Origin of the sequence: Streptomyces sp. NPDC000983 (assembly GCF_040299205.1) — a bacterium.
In the GTDB taxonomy this organism is placed as follows: domain Bacteria; phylum Actinomycetota; class Actinomycetes; order Streptomycetales; family Streptomycetaceae; genus Streptomyces.
Genome location: NZ_JBEPBM010000010.1, coordinates 81469 through 97484, shown reverse-complemented (window position 1 = coordinate 97484; position 16016 = coordinate 81469). Strand labels below are relative to the sequence as shown.

The 16016-nt window shown below is 70.7% G+C and carries 14 protein-coding genes; 1 reads left to right on the top strand and 13 read right to left on the bottom strand.

Features of this window, described 5'->3' with window-relative positions:
* Window positions 1-31: 31 nt before the first annotated feature.
* The 5 genes from ABT296_RS14010 to ABT296_RS13990 all read right to left on the bottom strand — a co-directional run bounded on the left by ABT296_RS14010 (window position 32) and on the right by ABT296_RS13990 (window position 4757).
* Complete coding sequence (locus tag ABT296_RS14010; protein WP_351927037.1) at window positions 32-1606, bottom strand: Na+/H+ antiporter; 1575 nt, start codon at window positions 1604-1606, stop codon at window positions 32-34.
* Between the two features lie 86 nt (window positions 1607-1692).
* Window positions 1693-2163 carry a GNAT family N-acetyltransferase gene (locus ABT296_RS14005; protein WP_351926751.1) on the bottom strand — a complete coding sequence of 157 codons (471 nt, stop codon included), beginning with the start codon at window positions 2161-2163 and terminating at the stop codon, window positions 1693-1695.
* Window positions 2160-3104 carry an RluA family pseudouridine synthase gene (locus ABT296_RS14000; protein ID WP_351926749.1) on the bottom strand — a complete coding sequence of 315 codons (945 nt, stop codon included), beginning with the start codon at window positions 3102-3104 and terminating at the stop codon, window positions 2160-2162. The genes ABT296_RS14005 and ABT296_RS14000 overlap by 4 nt, the downstream gene beginning before the upstream one ends.
* Before the next feature lie 43 nt (window positions 3105-3147).
* Window positions 3148-3747, bottom strand: a complete 600-nt coding sequence (gene lspA / locus ABT296_RS13995) for a signal peptidase II (RefSeq protein ID WP_351926747.1) — start codon at window positions 3745-3747, stop codon at window positions 3148-3150.
* 62 nt (window positions 3748-3809) lie between these two features.
* A complete protein-coding gene (locus ABT296_RS13990) occupies window positions 3810-4757 on the bottom strand; it encodes a TraR/DksA C4-type zinc finger protein (RefSeq protein WP_351926745.1) in 948 nt (315 codons plus the stop codon).
* 597 nt (window positions 4758-5354) lie between these two features.
* On the opposite strand from ABT296_RS13990, the gene ileS reads away from it, so the two are divergent.
* The gene (ileS, locus tag ABT296_RS13985; RefSeq protein WP_351926743.1) at window positions 5355-8492 is read left to right on the top strand and encodes an isoleucine--tRNA ligase; all 3138 of its coding nucleotides are present in this window, start codon (window positions 5355-5357) and stop codon (window positions 8490-8492) included.
* A gap of 281 nt (window positions 8493-8773) precedes the next feature.
* On the opposite strand, the gene ABT296_RS13980 is transcribed toward ileS, so the two are convergent.
* The 8 genes from ABT296_RS13980 to murG form a co-directional block, all read right to left on the bottom strand.
* A complete protein-coding gene (locus ABT296_RS13980; protein ID WP_351926740.1) occupies window positions 8774-9970 on the bottom strand; it encodes a DivIVA domain-containing protein in 1197 nt (398 codons plus the stop codon).
* A gap of 53 nt (window positions 9971-10023) precedes the next feature.
* Entirely contained in the window at window positions 10024-10308 is a 285-nt protein-coding gene (locus ABT296_RS13975) for a YggT family protein (RefSeq protein WP_007448661.1), read from the bottom strand.
* A 92-nt stretch (window positions 10309-10400) separates the two neighbouring features.
* Window positions 10401-11042, bottom strand: coding sequence for a cell division protein SepF (gene sepF / locus ABT296_RS13970; RefSeq protein ID WP_351926738.1), 642 nt, complete (start codon window positions 11040-11042; stop codon window positions 10401-10403).
* A gap of 128 nt (window positions 11043-11170) precedes the next feature.
* Window positions 11171-11890, bottom strand: coding sequence for a YggS family pyridoxal phosphate-dependent enzyme (locus tag ABT296_RS13965; RefSeq protein WP_351926736.1), 720 nt, complete (start codon window positions 11888-11890; stop codon window positions 11171-11173).
* A gap of 6 nt (window positions 11891-11896) precedes the next feature.
* The gene (gene pgeF, locus ABT296_RS13960; RefSeq protein WP_351926734.1) at window positions 11897-12625 is read right to left on the bottom strand and encodes a peptidoglycan editing factor PgeF; all 729 of its coding nucleotides are present in this window, start codon (window positions 12623-12625) and stop codon (window positions 11897-11899) included.
* Window positions 12622-13812, bottom strand: coding sequence for a cell division protein FtsZ (ftsZ, locus tag ABT296_RS13955; RefSeq protein WP_351926731.1), 1191 nt, complete (start codon window positions 13810-13812; stop codon window positions 12622-12624). The genes pgeF and ftsZ overlap by 4 nt, the downstream gene beginning before the upstream one ends.
* A 288-nt stretch (window positions 13813-14100) precedes the next feature.
* The gene (locus ABT296_RS13950; RefSeq protein WP_351926729.1) at window positions 14101-14895 is read right to left on the bottom strand and encodes a cell division protein FtsQ/DivIB; all 795 of its coding nucleotides are present in this window, start codon (window positions 14893-14895) and stop codon (window positions 14101-14103) included.
* A 25-nt stretch (window positions 14896-14920) separates the two neighbouring features.
* A complete protein-coding gene (gene murG, locus ABT296_RS13945) occupies window positions 14921-16012 on the bottom strand; it encodes an undecaprenyldiphospho-muramoylpentapeptide beta-N-acetylglucosaminyltransferase (protein ID WP_351926727.1) in 1092 nt (363 codons plus the stop codon).
* Window positions 16013-16016: the final 4 nt, after the last annotated feature.

Below are 16016 nucleotides of genomic sequence, written 5' to 3'. Positions count from 1 at the left end.
GGCCGCCCCCACGGGCGGCCCGCGGCGCCGGTCACCGCAGACTGCGTACGTCGAGATGGCGCAGCACGCGGTCCACCACCTCCGGATCGGCCCCCGGCTCACTGCGTGCCGCGAGCACCTCGTGCCGCGCCGCGCTCAGCATCTCCGTCTGGATCCGCCGCATCCGCTTGACCGTGCGCCGCACCTCCCGGCGCTCCTCGTCGCCGAGGTCCGGGGAGATCCGCACCCCGATCTCGAAGGCCCGCCGCATCATCTGCTCGGCCAGTTCGTCGGGCAGCTCCTCGACCGCCTCGATCTCCCGCAGCCGCCGCTTCGCCGCCCGGGCGGCGCGCACCGCCAGCTCCTTCTCGAACTCCTTCTCGTGTGCCGCGTCCGCCCGCACCCCCAGCCGTCTGACCAGCCACGGCAGCGTCAGCCCCTGCACCACGAGCGTCGCCATGATCACCCCGAACGCGATGAAGATGATCTCGTCGCGGTCGGGGAAGGCGGAGCCGTCGTCCACCTCCAGCGGGATCGCCAGCGCCAGCGCGACCGAGGCGACCCCGCGCATCCCCGACCACCACATCACGACGGTCTCCCGCCAGCTCACCGGGATGTCCTCGTCGTAGTCGCGCTTGGCGTGCATCCGCTTGGTCAGCCAGGTCGCCGGCAGCAGCCACAGCAGCCGGACCAGCACCACGACGCCCGCCACGGCCGCCGCCCAGCCCAGCAGCTCGCCCCAGCGCCCGGAGGCGGTCCGTACGGCGTTGTGCAGCTCCAGGCCGATCAGCCCGAAGGCGACGCCGGTGACCAGGGTGTCGACGACGTTCCAGACCGTGTGCCCGGCCAGCCGGGTCATCACGTCGTCCGCGTCGATGGCGTACTCCGCCAGGAACAGCGCGGTGACCAGCACGGCCAGCACCCCGGACCCGTGCAGCTCCTCGGCCAGCACGTAGGAGGCGTACGGCACCAGCAGGGTCAGCCCGATCTGCAGGGTCGGGTCGCCGAGCAGCCCCATGAGCCGGTTGGCGCCCCAGCCCAGGGCGAGCCCGACGGCCAGCGCCACCAGCGCGGAGAGGAGGAAGTCGAGCCCGGCCTGCCAGAAGGAGAAGCTGCCGCTGACGACGGCCGCGATGGCGACGTGGTACAGCACGATCGCGGTGACGTCGTTGAACAGCCCCTCGCCCTCCAGGATGGACACCAGCCGCCGGGGCAAGCCGAGCTGGCCCGCGACGGCGGTGGCGGCGACCGGGTCGGGCGGCGCGACCAGGGCGCCGAGCGCGACCGCGGCGGCCAGCGGCAGACCGGGGATGACCGCGTCGGCCACGGCGGCCACGCACGCGGTCGTCACGAACACCAGCGCCACCGCCAGCAGCACGATGGGCCGCACATTGGCGGCGAACTGCCGCCAGGAGGTCCGCCGCACCGCCGCGTACAGCAGCGGCGGCAACAGCAGCGGCAGGATCAGCTCGGGCGGCACCTCGACGTTGGGCACGAAGTCCAGCAGCGCCAGCGTCCCGCCGAGCAGGGTCATCAGCACCGGTGCGGGCAGCCCGAGCCGCTCCCCGACGGGGACGCTCACCACGGCCCCGAGCAACAGCACGAACAACAGGGCCAACTGGTCCACGGTCAGCGCTCCGGCGAGGTCGGCGTCCACAGGGCAGGGCTCAAGCCTGCCACGGCACCGCTCTCACCAGCGCTTTCGGCGCGAAGCTACACAGCGCGGCGCATCGCCCGGTGCGGGATGCCGGCGTCGGGGAACTCCGGCCCGTAGGCCTCGTAGCCGAGCCGCTCGTAGAAGCCGAGGGCCTGGGTCTGGGCGTGCAGGTCGACCGCGGCGAGGCCGCGCTCACGGGCCGCGTCCTCGATGGCGCGCACCAGCGCGGCGCCGATGCCGAGACCGCGTGCCTCCTTCGACACCGCGAGCCGGCCGAGCGAACCCACGGACGGGTCGCCGCCGACCTTCGCCGCGGCGGCCTCGCCGTGCAGCAGACGGCCCGCGCCGAGCGGCACCCCGTCCTTGCGCACCGCCAGCACATGCACGGCGACGGCGTCGTAGGCGTCGTACTCGATCTCCTCGGGCACGCCCTGCTCGCCGACGAAGACCTCCCGGCGCACCGCGAAGCACAGCGCCCGGTCGGCGTCCTCGGCGGCGACGCGCACGGCGTACGCGGGGACGGTCATCCGTAGGTCTCCTCGCGCACCTGGTCCAGCGCCTGCTGGAGGTCGTCGGGGTACTCGCAGGAGAACTCCGCCCACTGGCCGTCCCCGGGGTGCTCGAAGCCGAGCCGGACGGCGTGCAGCCACTGCCGGGTCAGGCGCAGCCGCTTGGCGAGGGTCGGGTCGGCGCCGTAGGTCAGGTCGCCGACGCAGGGGTGGCGGTGGGCGGCCATGTGGACGCGGATCTGATGGGTGCGGCCGGTCTCCAGCTTCACGTCGAGCAGGGAGGCCGCGCGGAACGCCTCGATCAGGTCGTAGTGCGTGACGGACGGCTTGCCGTCGGCCGTGACCGCCCACTTGTAGTCGTGGTTGGGGTGCCGGCCGATGGGCGCGTCGATGGTGCCGCTGGTCGGGTCGGGGTGGCCCTGGACGAGCGTGTGGTACCGCTTGTCGACCGTGCGCTCCTTGAACTGGCGCTTGAGCGAGGTGTAGGCGCGCTCGGACTTGGCGACGACCATCAGACCCGAGGTGCCGACGTCGAGCCGGTGCACGATGCCCTGCCGCTCGGCGGCGCCGGAGGTGGAGATCCGGTACCCGGCGGCGGCGAGCCCGCCGATGACGGTCGGCCCGGTCCAGCCCGGCGACGGATGCGCCGCGACCCCGACCGGCTTGACGATCACGACCACGTCGTCGTCGTCGTGCACGATCTCCATGCCCTCGACCGGCTCGGCCACGACCTGAACCGGCGCGGCGGCCTGCGGCATCTCGACCTCCAGCCAGGCGCCGCCGCTCACCCGCTCCGACTTGCCGACGACCGTGCCGTCGACCAGCACCTTGCCCGCCGCGGCGAGCTCCGCGGCCTTGGTACGGGAGAAGCCGAACATGCGGGAGATTGCGGCGTCGACGCGCTCGCCCTCCAGGCCGTCCGGCACGGGCAGGGTACGGATCTCGGGAATCGTGCTCACCCGTCGAGTATGCCGGACGGGTGAGCCGGTCCCGTACCGGTGCTCAGTCCTTGTGGACGGTGCCGTCCGGGTCGAGTCCCTTGAAGGACAGCAGCACGATCAGGATGCCGCCGCACACGATCGCCGAGTCGGCGAGGTTGAAGACGGCGAAGTGCTTGGGCGCGATGAAGTCCACGACCGCGCCCTCGAAGACGCCCGGCGAACGGAAGATCCGGTCGGTGAGGTTGCCCAGCGCACCGCCCAGCAGCAGACCGAGGGCGATGGCCCAGGGCAGGCTGTAGAGCTTGCGGGCGAGCCGGGCGATCACCACGATCACGGCGGCCGCGATCACCGTGAAGATCACGGTGAAGGCCTCGCCGAAGCCGAAGGCGGCCCCGGCGTTGCGGATCGCCTCGAACTTCAGCCAGTCCCCGATGATCTCGATGGGCTCGTGGTGCTCCAGCTTGGCCACCACGATCATCTTGCTGATCAGGTCGAGGGCGTACGCGAACGCGGCCACCGCGAACAGCACGGCGATCCGCCGCCTGCCCCTGGGCCGCGCCTCGCCGGCCTCCTGCCCGTTCGGCCCGGACGACTGCTCCGGCTCTGCCTCGGCCCCGTCCGGGGATTCCGGCGTACCGATGATGCGCTCCGCCTCTGTCAACGTGAGTCCCTCAACCTAGGTACCTGACTGAGGACGAGGGTACGGCACGCCCGAGTGGGCCCTCAGTACCGGCGTTCCTGCTTCTGCTTGCACTCCACGCACAGCGTGGCGCGCGGGAACGCCTGCATACGGGCCTTGCCGATGGGGTTGCCGCAGTTCTCGCAGAGGCCGTAGGTGCCGGCGTCCAGCCGCTCCAGGGCCCGCTCGGTCTGGGTGAGCATCTCCTGGGCGTTGGCGGCCAGCGCCAGCTCGTGCTCCCGGGTGATGTTCTTCGTCCCGGTGTCGGCCTGATCGTCGCCGGCGCCGTCCCCCGAGTCCCGCATCAGACCGGCGACGGCCCGCTCGGAGGAGGTGATCTCGGCCCTCAGTCGCTCCCCCTCGGACGTCAGCTCGGCGCGGGCCTGAGCGACCTCCTCGGGGGTCCAGGGGTCCTCACCGGGCCGTACCGCGAGCTCCCCCGGCACCACCGCCGCGGAGACGCGTGCCTGGGGAACGCCGCTCTTCGCCGCCGTGGCCGTGCCAGGAGTCTTCTTCGCAACCACCGTCGTGGCTCCCGTCTGCTCCGCGGCCTGCGCCGCACCCGCCGTCTTGGCCGTGCTCTTCCCCGCCGCCTTCTTGGCGACGGTCTTCCTCGCGGTGCTCTTCGCGGCCGCGGTCCTCTTCGCCGCGATCTTCTTCGCCGGGGTCCTCTTCGCCGCGGCCTTCCTGGCGACCGGCTTCCCGGCGGCCGCGCCGTCATTGGCGGCGCGGCCGGTGGCGGCGCCGCCAATGACCCCAGCCTCCGCGCTCTCCGCACCCTCCGCGGCGGCGCTCTCCGCCGCCTTCCTCGCCGTGCTCTTCCCGGCCGCCGTCTTCCTCGCCCGGCCCTTCCCGGTGGCGGTCCCGCCGGACCGCCCCGCGGACGCCCTGTGGGTGCTCCTCTTCCCGCCGACGTCCTCGGCCGCGTCGCCGGAGGCTGTCGTGGAGCTGCCGGTCGCCGACTGCTGTACGGCGGTCTTCTTCGCCACCATGGCCGCGACCCCTTCACATATTGTGATCTTGCTCGCGAATCGTGCTGGGACGATAAATCGACTCGAGTCCCGCGGCAATGGGGCGCACCGCCCGATTCGCCCGCCGCGCGGAGGCCACGTGGCCGACATGCATGCGTTGTGCCCAGCTCCCCGCCGGGTAATCCGCGAAGCCGGACGTCCCGGAATGCGAACACCCGTACCGGACCATTCGGGTCACCGCAGGCCACGCCCGACCCCGGTCCGAGGGGCCGGGAAAACCGGTCGGCCGCCGTCCCCGGCGCGCCGTACACTGGGCGGAGCGAAAAGCTTGGATGGGGACGAGTAGCGGCGTACGCAGCCCAGAGCGACCCGGGGACGGTGGGAGCCCGGGGGCGAGCGCGACGTGAAGATCACCCCGGAGCCGCCGGAAGAAAGCCCGGACCGAGGGCGAGTAGACCCGGCATCGCTGCCCCAATGAGAGGGCTCACCGAGGCACAGGACGCGTCGGGGGGCCAAGGAGGGTGGTACCGCGGGAGCGCGCCCGGAACGGCGCAACGCAAGACGCAGCTCTCGTCCCTCCGGACGGAAAGCAGCAAGTCCGCCGGAGGAAGCCCGCTGATGACACAGCCGACGTACCGCCAGGTGCCCGCCCAGGTCGACCTGCCCGCGCTCGAACACGCGGTGCTCGACTTCTGGCGCGAGCAGAAGATCTTCGCCAAGAGCCTGGAGCAGTCCGAGGGCCGCCCCGAGTGGGTCTTCTACGAGGGTCCGCCCACCGCGAACGGCATGCCCGGCGCCCACCACATCGAGGCCCGCGTCTTCAAGGACGTCTTCCCCCGCTTCCGCACCATGCGCGGCTACCACGTGGCCCGCAAGGCCGGCTGGGACTGCCACGGCCTGCCCGTGGAGCTGGCGGTGGAGAAGGAGCTCGGCTTCAGCGGCAAGAAGGACATCGAGGCGTACGGCATCGCCGAGTTCAACGCCAGGTGCCGCGACTCGGTGCTCCGGCACACCGACGCCTTCGCCGACCTGACGACCCGCATGGGGTACTGGGTCGACCTCGACGACGCCTACGTCACGATGGAACCCGAGTACATCGAGTCCGTGTGGTGGTCGCTGAAGGAGATCTTCAACAAGGGTCTGCTGGTCCAGGACCACCGCGTCGCCCCCTGGTGCCCGCGCTGCGGCACCGGCCTGTCCGACCACGAACTGGCCCAGGGCTACGAGACGGTCGTCGACCCGTCCGTGTACGTCCGTTTCCCGCTCACCTCCGGTCCGCTGGCCGGCGAGGCCGCGCTCCTGGTCTGGACGACGACCCCGTGGACGCTGGTGTCCAACACCGCCGTCGCCGCCCACCCCGAGGTCGGCTACGTCGTCGCGACCGACGGCCGGGAGAAGCTGGTCGTCGCCGAACCGCTGCTCGCCAAGGCCCTCGGCGAGGGCTGGGAGGCCACCGGCCAGTCCTTCACCGGCGCCGAGATGGAGCGCTGGACCTACCAGCGGCCCTTCGAGCTGGTGGAGTTCCCGGAGCCCGCTCACTACGTGGTCAACGCCGAGTACGTCACCACCGAGGACGGCACCGGTCTGGTCCACCAGTCCCCCGCCTTCGGTGAGGACGACCTCAAGGTCTGCCGCGCCTACGGTCTGCCGGTGGTCAACCCCGTCCGCCCGGACGGCACCTTCGAGGAGGACGTCCCCCTGGTCGGCGGCGTCTTCTTCAAGAAGGCGGACGAAAAGCTCACCGAGGACCTCCAGCAGCGCGGCCTGCTCTTCCGGCACATCCCGTACGAGCACAGCTACCCGCACTGCTGGCGCTGCCACACCGCGCTCCTCTACTACGCGCAGCCGTCCTGGTACATCCGCACCACCGCCGTCAAGGACCGCCTCCTCCAGGAGAACGAGAAGACCAACTGGTTCCCGGAGACGGTCAAGCACGGCCGCTTCGGCGACTGGCTGCAGAACAACATCGACTGGGCGCTCTCCCGCAACCGCTACTGGGGCACCCCGCTGCCGATCTGGCGCTGTGAGAACGACCACCTCACGGTCGTCGGCTCCCGCGCCGAACTCACCGAGCTGACCGGCACCGACCAGTCGGAACTCGACCCGCACCGCCCGTTCATCGACGACGTCACCTTCGACTGCCCGCAGTGCGCCACCACGGCCACGCGCGTGCCGGAGGTCATCGACGCCTGGTACGACTCGGGTTCGATGCCGTTCGCACAGTGGGGCTACCCGTACAAGAACAAGGAACTGTTCGAGTCCCGCTACCCGGCGCAGTTCATCTCCGAGGCCATCGACCAGACCCGCGGCTGGTTCTACACGCTGATGGCCGTCGGCACGCTGGTCTTCGACAAGTCCTCGTACGAGAACGTGGTCTGCCTCGGCCACATCCTCGCCGAGGACGGCCGCAAGATGTCCAAGCACCTGGGCAACATCCTCCAGCCGATCCCGCTGATGGACCAGCACGGCGCCGACGCGGTGCGGTGGTTCATGGCGGCCGGCGGTTCGCCGTGGGCGGCCCGCCGCGTGGGCCACGGCACCATCCAGGAGGTCGTGCGCAAGACCCTGCTGACGTACTGGAACACGGTCGCCTTCCAGGCCCTGTACGCCCGTACGTCCAACTGGGCGCCGTCCGCGGCCGATCCGGCCCCGGCCGACCGCCCGCTGATCGACCGCTGGCTGCTCTCCGAACTCCACGCGCTCACCGACCAGGTGACGCAGTCCCTGGAGACGTACGACACCCAGCGCGCCGGCAAGCTGCTCTCCGCGTTCGTCGACGACCTCTCCAACTGGTACGTCCGCCGCTCCCGTCGCCGCTTCTGGCAGGGCGACAAGGCGGCGCTGCGCACCCTGCACGAGGTCGTGGAGACGGTCACCAAGCTGATGGCCCCGCTGACCCCGTTCATCACCGAGCGGGTCTGGCAGGACCTGATCGCCCCGGTCACCCCGGACGCCCCGGAGTCCGTCCACCTGTCCTCCTGGCCGGAGGCGGACCTCACGGCGATCGACCCGGAGCTGTCGAGGCAGATGGTGCTCGTACGGCGCCTGGTGGAGCTCGGCCGCGCCACGCGCGCGGAGTCGGGTGTGAAGACCCGTCAGCCGCTGTCCCGCGCGCTGGTGGCGGCCTCGGGCTTCGAGTCCCTCGACCCCGAGCTGCACACGCAGATCACCGAGGAGCTGAACGTCTCCTCGCTGGCCTCGCTCTCCGAGGTCGGCGGCAGCCTGGTGGACACCACCGCCAAGGCCAACTTCCGCGCCCTGGGCAAGCGGTTCGGCAAGCGGGTGCAGGACGTGGCCAAGGCCGTCGCGAACACCGACGCCGCCGCGCTGTCGCTCGCGCTGCGCGAGGGCACGGCGTCGGTCGAGGTCGACGGTGAGACGATCACCCTCGCCCCGGACGAGGTGATCATCACCGAGACCCCGCGCGAGGGCTGGTCGGTGGCGTCCGACTCGGGCGCGACGGTCGCCCTGGACCTGGAGATCACCGAGGAGCTGCGCCTGGCGGGCCTGGCCCGTGACGCGATCCGCCTGATCCAGGAGGCCCGCAAGAACAGCGGCCTGGACGTGGCCGACCGGATCGCCCTGCGCTGGACGGCGACGGACCCGGCCACGATCGCGGCCCTGACCGAGCACACGGCCCTGATCGCCGACGAGGTCCTCGCCACGGACTTCGCCCAGGGTGACGCGGACGACACCTACGGCACCCCCTTCACCGACGAGCCCCTCACCCTCACCTTCCGCCTCCACAAGGCATAACCCCACCCAAGAAGGCCCGGTGCTCCCCGTGACGGGGAGCACCGGGCCTTCTCTCGTACCTGCGGGCCGGCGCGCCCAGCTGCGGGCAGTCGTGCCGCTGGGGCGGCACGGGTGGGCGCTGGGGGTACCCCCTCTGGGGGAGGCACCCCGACGGCGCCGGGCTGCGCACCCACCCCGCACCGCCCCGGTTAACGTCAACACGCGTAAAAGGGGCGGGCCCCGGATCGAAATCCGGGGCCCGCCCCTGAACGCTGCCGACGCCTAAGGCGTACTACAGGCCGTCAGTTGTCGTCCTCATCGATCAGGAACCCACGCATCGGCGAGGGAGCCTGCCCCATCGGACCCGGCCCCTGGGGCCGAACCGGCGCCATCGGCTGAGTCATGGCCGGCGACATCTGCTGCTGAGCACCGTAGGACGGCGCCGCCGGAGCGGGACCACCCATCCCCTGCGGCCCACCGTAGGACGGCGCACTCGCACCGGCCGGAGCCATGGAGGGCGCCGGCGACGGCGGCAGCGACGCGGCGGCCGGAGTACGCGGCGGAGCGAGCGAGTCGTCGGCCTGGGTCTCCAGCTGACGCAGCTGCGACTCCAGGTAGGACTTCAGCCGCGTCCGGTACTCGCGCTCGAAGCCGCGCAGGTCCTCGACCTTGCGCTCCAGCGTGGCGCGAGCTGACTCCAGGGAGCCCATCGCGACGCGGTGCTTCTCCTGCGCGTCCCGCTCAAGGGCGTCGGCCTTGGCCCGGGCGTCGCGCTCCAGACCCTCGGCACGCGAACGCGCCTCGCCGACGATCTTGTTGGCTTCGGAGCGGGCCTCGGCGATCGCCTGGTCGGCGGTCTGCTGGGCCAGCGAGAGGACACGGGCGGCACTGTCGCCGCCGGGGCCCTGACCGGGGCCGCCCATCGGACCGCCCATGGGACCACCCATGGGGCCGCCCATCGGACCGCCCATCTGCTGCATCGGGGGCTGGCCCATCGGACCGGGACCCTGGCCCATCGGACCCTGGCCCATCGGGCCGGGCCCCTGGGGACCGCCCTGACCACCGGGACCGGCGGGCAGCTGCGGGGCACCGCTCGGCAGCTGGGGCGGGCCACCCATGGGGCCACCCATCTGCTGCTGCGGCGGGCCCGATATGCCGGCGGGCACCGGAGCGCCGGGGCCACGCATACCCTGCGGGGGCATACCCTGCTGAGGCATACCCTGCTGGGGCATGCCCTGCGGAGGCATACCCTGCTGGGGCATACCCTGCGGGCCGTCCTGGGACTGCTCCGGAGGCTTGCGCATGTTCTGCTGGTTCTGCGCGGCGGCGCGCGTGGCCGCGGCCAGTTTGGCGCGCAGGTCCTCGTTCTCGCGGAGCAGGCGGGTCAGCTCGGCTTCGACCTCGTCGAGGAAGGCATCGACCTCGTCCTCGTCATAGCCTTCTCGGAGGCGGACGGTCGTGAACTGCTTGTTCCGCACGTCCTCGGGGGTCAACGGCATCTCTTCACCTCAACGTAGTCGTCGGCATTCGGCAAGACGGTAGTTCACATCGCTCACAGCCGGCTCACGATCGAGATCAGGATGTAGACGATGATCATCAGTACGAAGAAGGACAGGTCGAGCGCCACGCCCCCGAGACGCAGCGGCGGAATGAACCGCCGCAGAAGCTTGAGCGGTGGATCAGTGACAGTGTAAGTGGCCTCCAGAACGACCACCATCGCCTTGCCGGGTTGCCACGAGCGGGCGAACTGGAAGACATAGTCCATGACCAACCGGAAGATCAGCACGATGAGGAAGCACATCAGCGCGATATAGACGACATCCAGGACCACGCTCATGCCCCTTGCTTCCCTCTCCCCTGTTCCGCGCTGCTGCGGTACTGCGTTACTTCGTTGACTTGCTCTTGTACTGCTTTTTCCGGTTGTGCGTCTCAGCTCTGATTGAAGAACCCGCCCTCTGCGATGCGGGCCTTGTCCTCCGCCGTGACATCGACGTTAGCAGGCGACAACAGGAACACCTTCTGCGTCACCCGCTCGATGCTGCCGTGAAGACCAAACACCAAACCGGCAGCAAAGTCGACAAGTCGCTTCGCGTCTGTGTCATCCATCTCAGTCAGGTTCATGATCACCGGGGTGCCCTCACGGAAGTGTTCCCCGATGGTACGGGCCTCGTTGTAGGTCCGCGGGTGAAGCGTGGTGATCCGGTACGGCTCTCGTTCCGACACGACCTTGGGCATGATCACCGGTGCGTTCTTCTCCAGGCTCTGACGTTCTTGTGTGATGGACGCCACGGGCGCGATGCGCGCCGGACGACCGGATTCCGCGGCGAGCGAAGCGGCGTGGGGCACCGGCTCCCGCGGGGGCGACGGCTGCACCACTCTTACCGATTCGTCCCTTTGTGACTGATGTGCACCGTGGGACAGGTGAGACCGCTCGTGCGGCCGGTGATCCCGCTCGGGTTCGGGATCGAGTTCGGGTTCGAAGTCGTCGTCGGGATCAAAACCGCGGCCGTCGTACCCATCGTCCTCCACGAGGCCGAGGTAGACCGCCATCTTGCGCATCGCGCCGGCCATGCTCTGAGTCCTCCGCTCTGTGGTGGATCGGCTGACGACTACCAAGTGCCCGCGATCCACGAGTCGTCACACCCGCTATTCAGCGGTAATGACCATATTTTCTGCTGTGGTCCGACTTCCTGGCGACGTTACCCGAGCCTCGGGCGGACTCCGAGTACCGCAGTGCCGACGCGTACATGTGTCGCTCCCGCCGCCACGGCCTGTTCGAGGTCCGCACTCATCCCTGCCGAGACCATGTTCGCAGCCGGATGGGTTCGCCGCAGGTGGGTCGACAAATCCATCAACCGCTCGAACGCCGCCAGTTCACGTCCCGCGTACTCTCCGGTCAAGGGTGCGACCGTCATCAGTCCGGCGAGCCGGAGTCCCGGAGCCGCGGCGACGAGATCGCCCAACTCCTCGACGCCGCCCGGAGCCACCCCGCCCCGCTCACCCCGCTCGCGCTCACCGGCGTCGAGGGCGACCTGGATCAGGCACCCCACCTCGCGCCCGGTCCGCCCGGCCTCCTTCGACAGCGCCGTCACCAGCTTGGAGCGGTCGACGGACTGCACGAATCCGGCATAACCGACCACGGAGCGCGCCTTGTTGGTCTGCAACTGGCCGACGAAGTGCCAAGTAAGGGGCAGATCCGAGCATTCGGCCGCTTTCGGCGCCGCGTCCTGGTCCTTGTTCTCGGCGACGTGGCGCACACCGAGCTCGGACAGGATCCGCACATCGCTCGCGGGGTAGGTCTTGGTGACCACGACGAGGGTCACCTCCTCGCGCTTGCGGCCCGCGGCCGCGCACGCGGTGGCGATGCGTTCCTCCACTTTCGCCAGATTCGCGGCGAGTTCGGCCTTACGTTCTGTCATGCCCCATCAGTCCAGCCAGACATAGCCGGCGAGCCGGCCCGTGGTCCGGTCGCGGCGGTACGAGAAGTGGTCCCCCGATTCGCGGGTGCACACCGGCGACCGCTCCCGGTCGCGCACCCCGAGCCGGTCGAGCTGGGCGTGCACCCCGGCGGTCACGTCGACCGACGGCGTCCCCCAGCTGGTCTCGGCGTGTGCCGCCGGTTCGAGCGCGGCCACCTCGGCGCGCATCTCCGCCGGCACCTCGTAGCACCGGCCGCAGACGGCGGGTCCGGTGCGGGCGACGATCCGGGCCGGGTCGGCGCCCAGTTCCGTCATGGCGCGGACGGCGGCCGGGACCACCCCGGCGATCATGCCGGGCCGCCCGGCGTGCGCGGCGGCGACGACACCGGCGACGGGGTCGGCGAGCAGTACGGGTGTGCAGTCCGCGGTGAGGACGGCGAGGGCCAGACCCCGCTCGGCGGTGACGACCGCGTCGACCTCCGGCACCGGGCGCTCCCCCCAGGGCCGGTCGACGACCGCGATGTCGTTGCCGTGCACCTGGTTCATCCAGACCACCCGGCCCGGGTCGAGACCGAGCGACTTGGCCGCCAGCTCCCGGTTGGTCCGTACGGCGTCGGCGTCGTCACCGACCGCGCCGCCGAGGTTGAGCTCCTCGTACGGAACGGCGCTCACCCCGCCCCACCTGTCGGTGAAGGCGAAGTGCGCGCCGCTCACGGTGTCGCGCTGTCCTATCACTTCAGGAAGTCCGGCACGTCCAGCTCCTCGGCCGCGCTGTCCGAGTAGGACCGGGACGGCGGGACCGGCGGGGCGACCGGGAGGTCGGCGGCGGGCTCGGGGGCGGGCGCCGGCTCCTCCTTCGGCGTGACGCTGCCGAGCGAGCCGAAGGACGGGCGGCTCTCGGGCTGCCGCACCGGGGCGGGCTCCTCGCGCTTGGCCGAGGACGAGCCGAGGATGTTGTCCCGCTTGGCCGGCGGCTGGCCGCCGTCGAAACCGGCCGCGATCACGGTGACCCGGACCTCGTCGCCGAGGGCGTCGTCGATGACCGCGCCGAAGATGATGTTGGCCTCGGGGTGGGCGGCCTCGCTGACCAGCTGGGCGGCCTCGTTGATCTCGAACAGACCGAGGTCGGAGCCGCCGGAGATGGAGAGCAGCACACCGCGGGCGCCGTCGATGGACGCCTCCAGCAGCGGCGAGGAGATCGCCATCTCGGCCGCGGCCACCGCGCGGTCGTCGCCGCGGGCCGAGCCGATGCCCATCAGGGCCGAGCCGGCCTCGGACATGACCGACTTGACGTCGGCGAAGTCGAGGTTGATCAGACCCGGGGTGGTGATGAGGTCGGTGATGCCCTGGACACCGGAGAGCAGGACCTGGTCGGCCGACTTGAACGCGTCGAGCACCGAGACCTGGCGGTCCGAGATGGACAGCAGCCGGTCGTTGGGGATCACGATGAGGGTGTCGACCTCTTCGCGGAGCTCGGCGATGCCGTCCTCGGCCTGGTTCGCGCGGCGCCGGCCCTCGAAGGTGAACGGGCGCGTGACCACGCCGATGGTCAGGGCGCCGAGCGAGCGGGCGATGTTGGCCACGACGGGCGCGCCGCCGGTGCCGGTGCCGCCGCCTTCACCGGCCGTCACGAAGACCATGTCGGCCCCCTTGAGGACCTCCTCGATCTCCTCGCGGTGGTCCTCGGCGGCCTTGCGGCCGACGGCCGGGTTGGCTCCGGCGCCGAGTCCGCGGGTGAGTTCACGACCGACATCGAGCTTGACATCGGCGTCGCTCATCAACAGCGCCTGGGCGTCCGTGTTGATGGCGATGAACTCGACACCCTTGAGACCGACCTCGATCATCCGGTTGATGGCATTGACACCACCGCCGCCGACACCGATGACTTTGATGACTGCGAGGTAGTTCTGCGGTGCTGCCACGTCGAAGGCCTCTCGCCTCGAGTTACGTGTCGCCGGACCGGAGAAGCGCTGTGGCTCCGAGATCCGCCGACTGATGCCGAATTGGGACGGTCCGTATCGCCGACCCGAACCCTAACGCTGAAGTTTAGGGTTACCAGTGTGTCCGTTCCTTGAAGTCTTCTGAACAGGACACTAAGTCGACAAGTGGCGCGCGTTCAACGAACACGCCGAACCTCCCGTTTTTCTTTTCACCCTATGTGATCAGCCGTAGCGGTGCCCAACCAGGGTGCTGGCCTGCACTGATGCGCGTCAACTCGCCGATGACGCAGGGGCGGTGGGAACACTCACGTCGAAGTGACGCGCGTCCGGCGAAGCTTTCATCAGGGCGACGAGTGTGCGACCCTTCGCCCCGCCCTCCTCGGAGCTGCCCCAGTCGACGGTCCGGCCGCCGGTCAGCTCCAGCGAGACGGCGTCGTAGGAAAGGACCTTGACGGTCCTGGTGTCCTTGGCGACGCGGGCCGGGAGGGTGCCGGCCACCCGGACCGCCTCGCGCACCAGGCGGTCCTCACCGAAGCGGCGCAGGCTCGCGGCGGCCGAACCGGACGACTCCGTCGCCAGTTCGAGTTCGGGGATGCCCTTCGGGGCATCGGAAACCGTCGCGAACCGGACGCCTTTTCTGTCCACTTCGGTGAAGTTCGCACCCTTTCGCACCACCAGGACGGGCTTTCGCTCGGTGACCTTCAGGCCGATGCCGTGGGGCCAGGAACGGCTGACGTCCACGCCGTCCACACGCGGCAGTTCCCGCTTCAGACGCGCCTCGATGGCGTCGGTGTCGACGGAGGCCAGCGGCGATCCGACCGGCACGTCGGCGGCCTCGCGGACCTGCGCGGGGGTCAGCACCCGGGTGCCGGAGACCGTCACGCGCTCCACCCGCAGCCAGTTGGAGCCGTACAACGCCCAGACGCCGCCAGCCCCGAGGAGAACGAGGGCGACCGCCAGGATGATGATCATACGGAGCCGTGGGGGCCGCATACGCCGGGCAGGCGGCGGACCGGACGACTCCCGCTGACGTTCACCGCGCTCGGCGGTCGTCGATCCGATCACACTGCCTGCCCTCCGTCGTACGGCCCTAGCGTCGGTTCGAGGCGATCGCCTCGTACACCATGCCGACGAGCAGTTCGTCGGCGTCCCGGCGGCCGAACTCGCCGGCGGCGCGGGACATCTCGTACAGCCGGTGCGGGTCGGCGAGCACGGGCAGGACGTTGTGCTGCACCCACTCGGGGGTGAGCTCCGCGTCGTCGACCAGCAGACCGCCGCCGGCCTTGACCACCGGCTGGGCGTTCAGCCGCTGTTCGCCGTTGCCGATGGGCAGCGGGACGTAGGCGGCCGGGAGTCCGACGGCGGAGAGTTCGGCGACGGTCATCGCGCCCGCGCGGCAGAGCATCATGTCGGCCGCGGCGTACGCGAGGTCCATCCGGTCCAGGTAACTTACCGGGATGTACGGGGGCATTCCCGGCATCTGGTGCACCTGCGGCAGTTCGTTCTTCGGGCCGACCGCGTGCAGGATCTGGATCCCGGCCTGCTGGAGCCAGGGCGCGACCTGCTGGACGACCTCGTTCAGGCGCCGGGCGCCCTGGGAACCGCCGGAGACCAGCAGGGTCGGCAGGTTGGGGTCGAGGCCGAACAGCGCGCGCGCCTCGGGGCGTACGGCCGCCCGGTCCAGGGTGGCGATGGAGCGGCGCAGCGGGATGCCGATGTAACGGGCGTCGCGCAGCTTGCTGTCCGGGGTGGAGACGGCGACCCGGGCCGCGTACCGCGAGCCGATCTTGTTGGCCAGCCCGGGCCGGGCGTTGGCCTCGTGGATCACGATCGGCACACCGAGGCGCTTGGCGGCGAGGTAGCCGGGCAGGGCCACATAGCCGCCGAAGCCGACGACCGCGTCCGCCTTGGTGCGCTCCAGGATCTGCTCGGCCGCCTTGATCGTGCCGCGCAGCCGGCCCGGCACGGTGATCAGTTCGGGGGTCGGCTTGCGCGGCAGCGGGACGGCCGGGATCAGCGCCAGTTCGTAGCCGCGCTGCGGGACGAGCTGGGTCTCCAGGCCGCGCTCCGTGCCCAGGGCCGTGATCCCCACGGTCGGGTCCTGCCTGCGCAGGGCGTCCGCGAGGGCGAGCGCGGGCTCGATGTGGCCCGCGGTTCCTCCGCCGGCAAGTACGACATGCACCGAA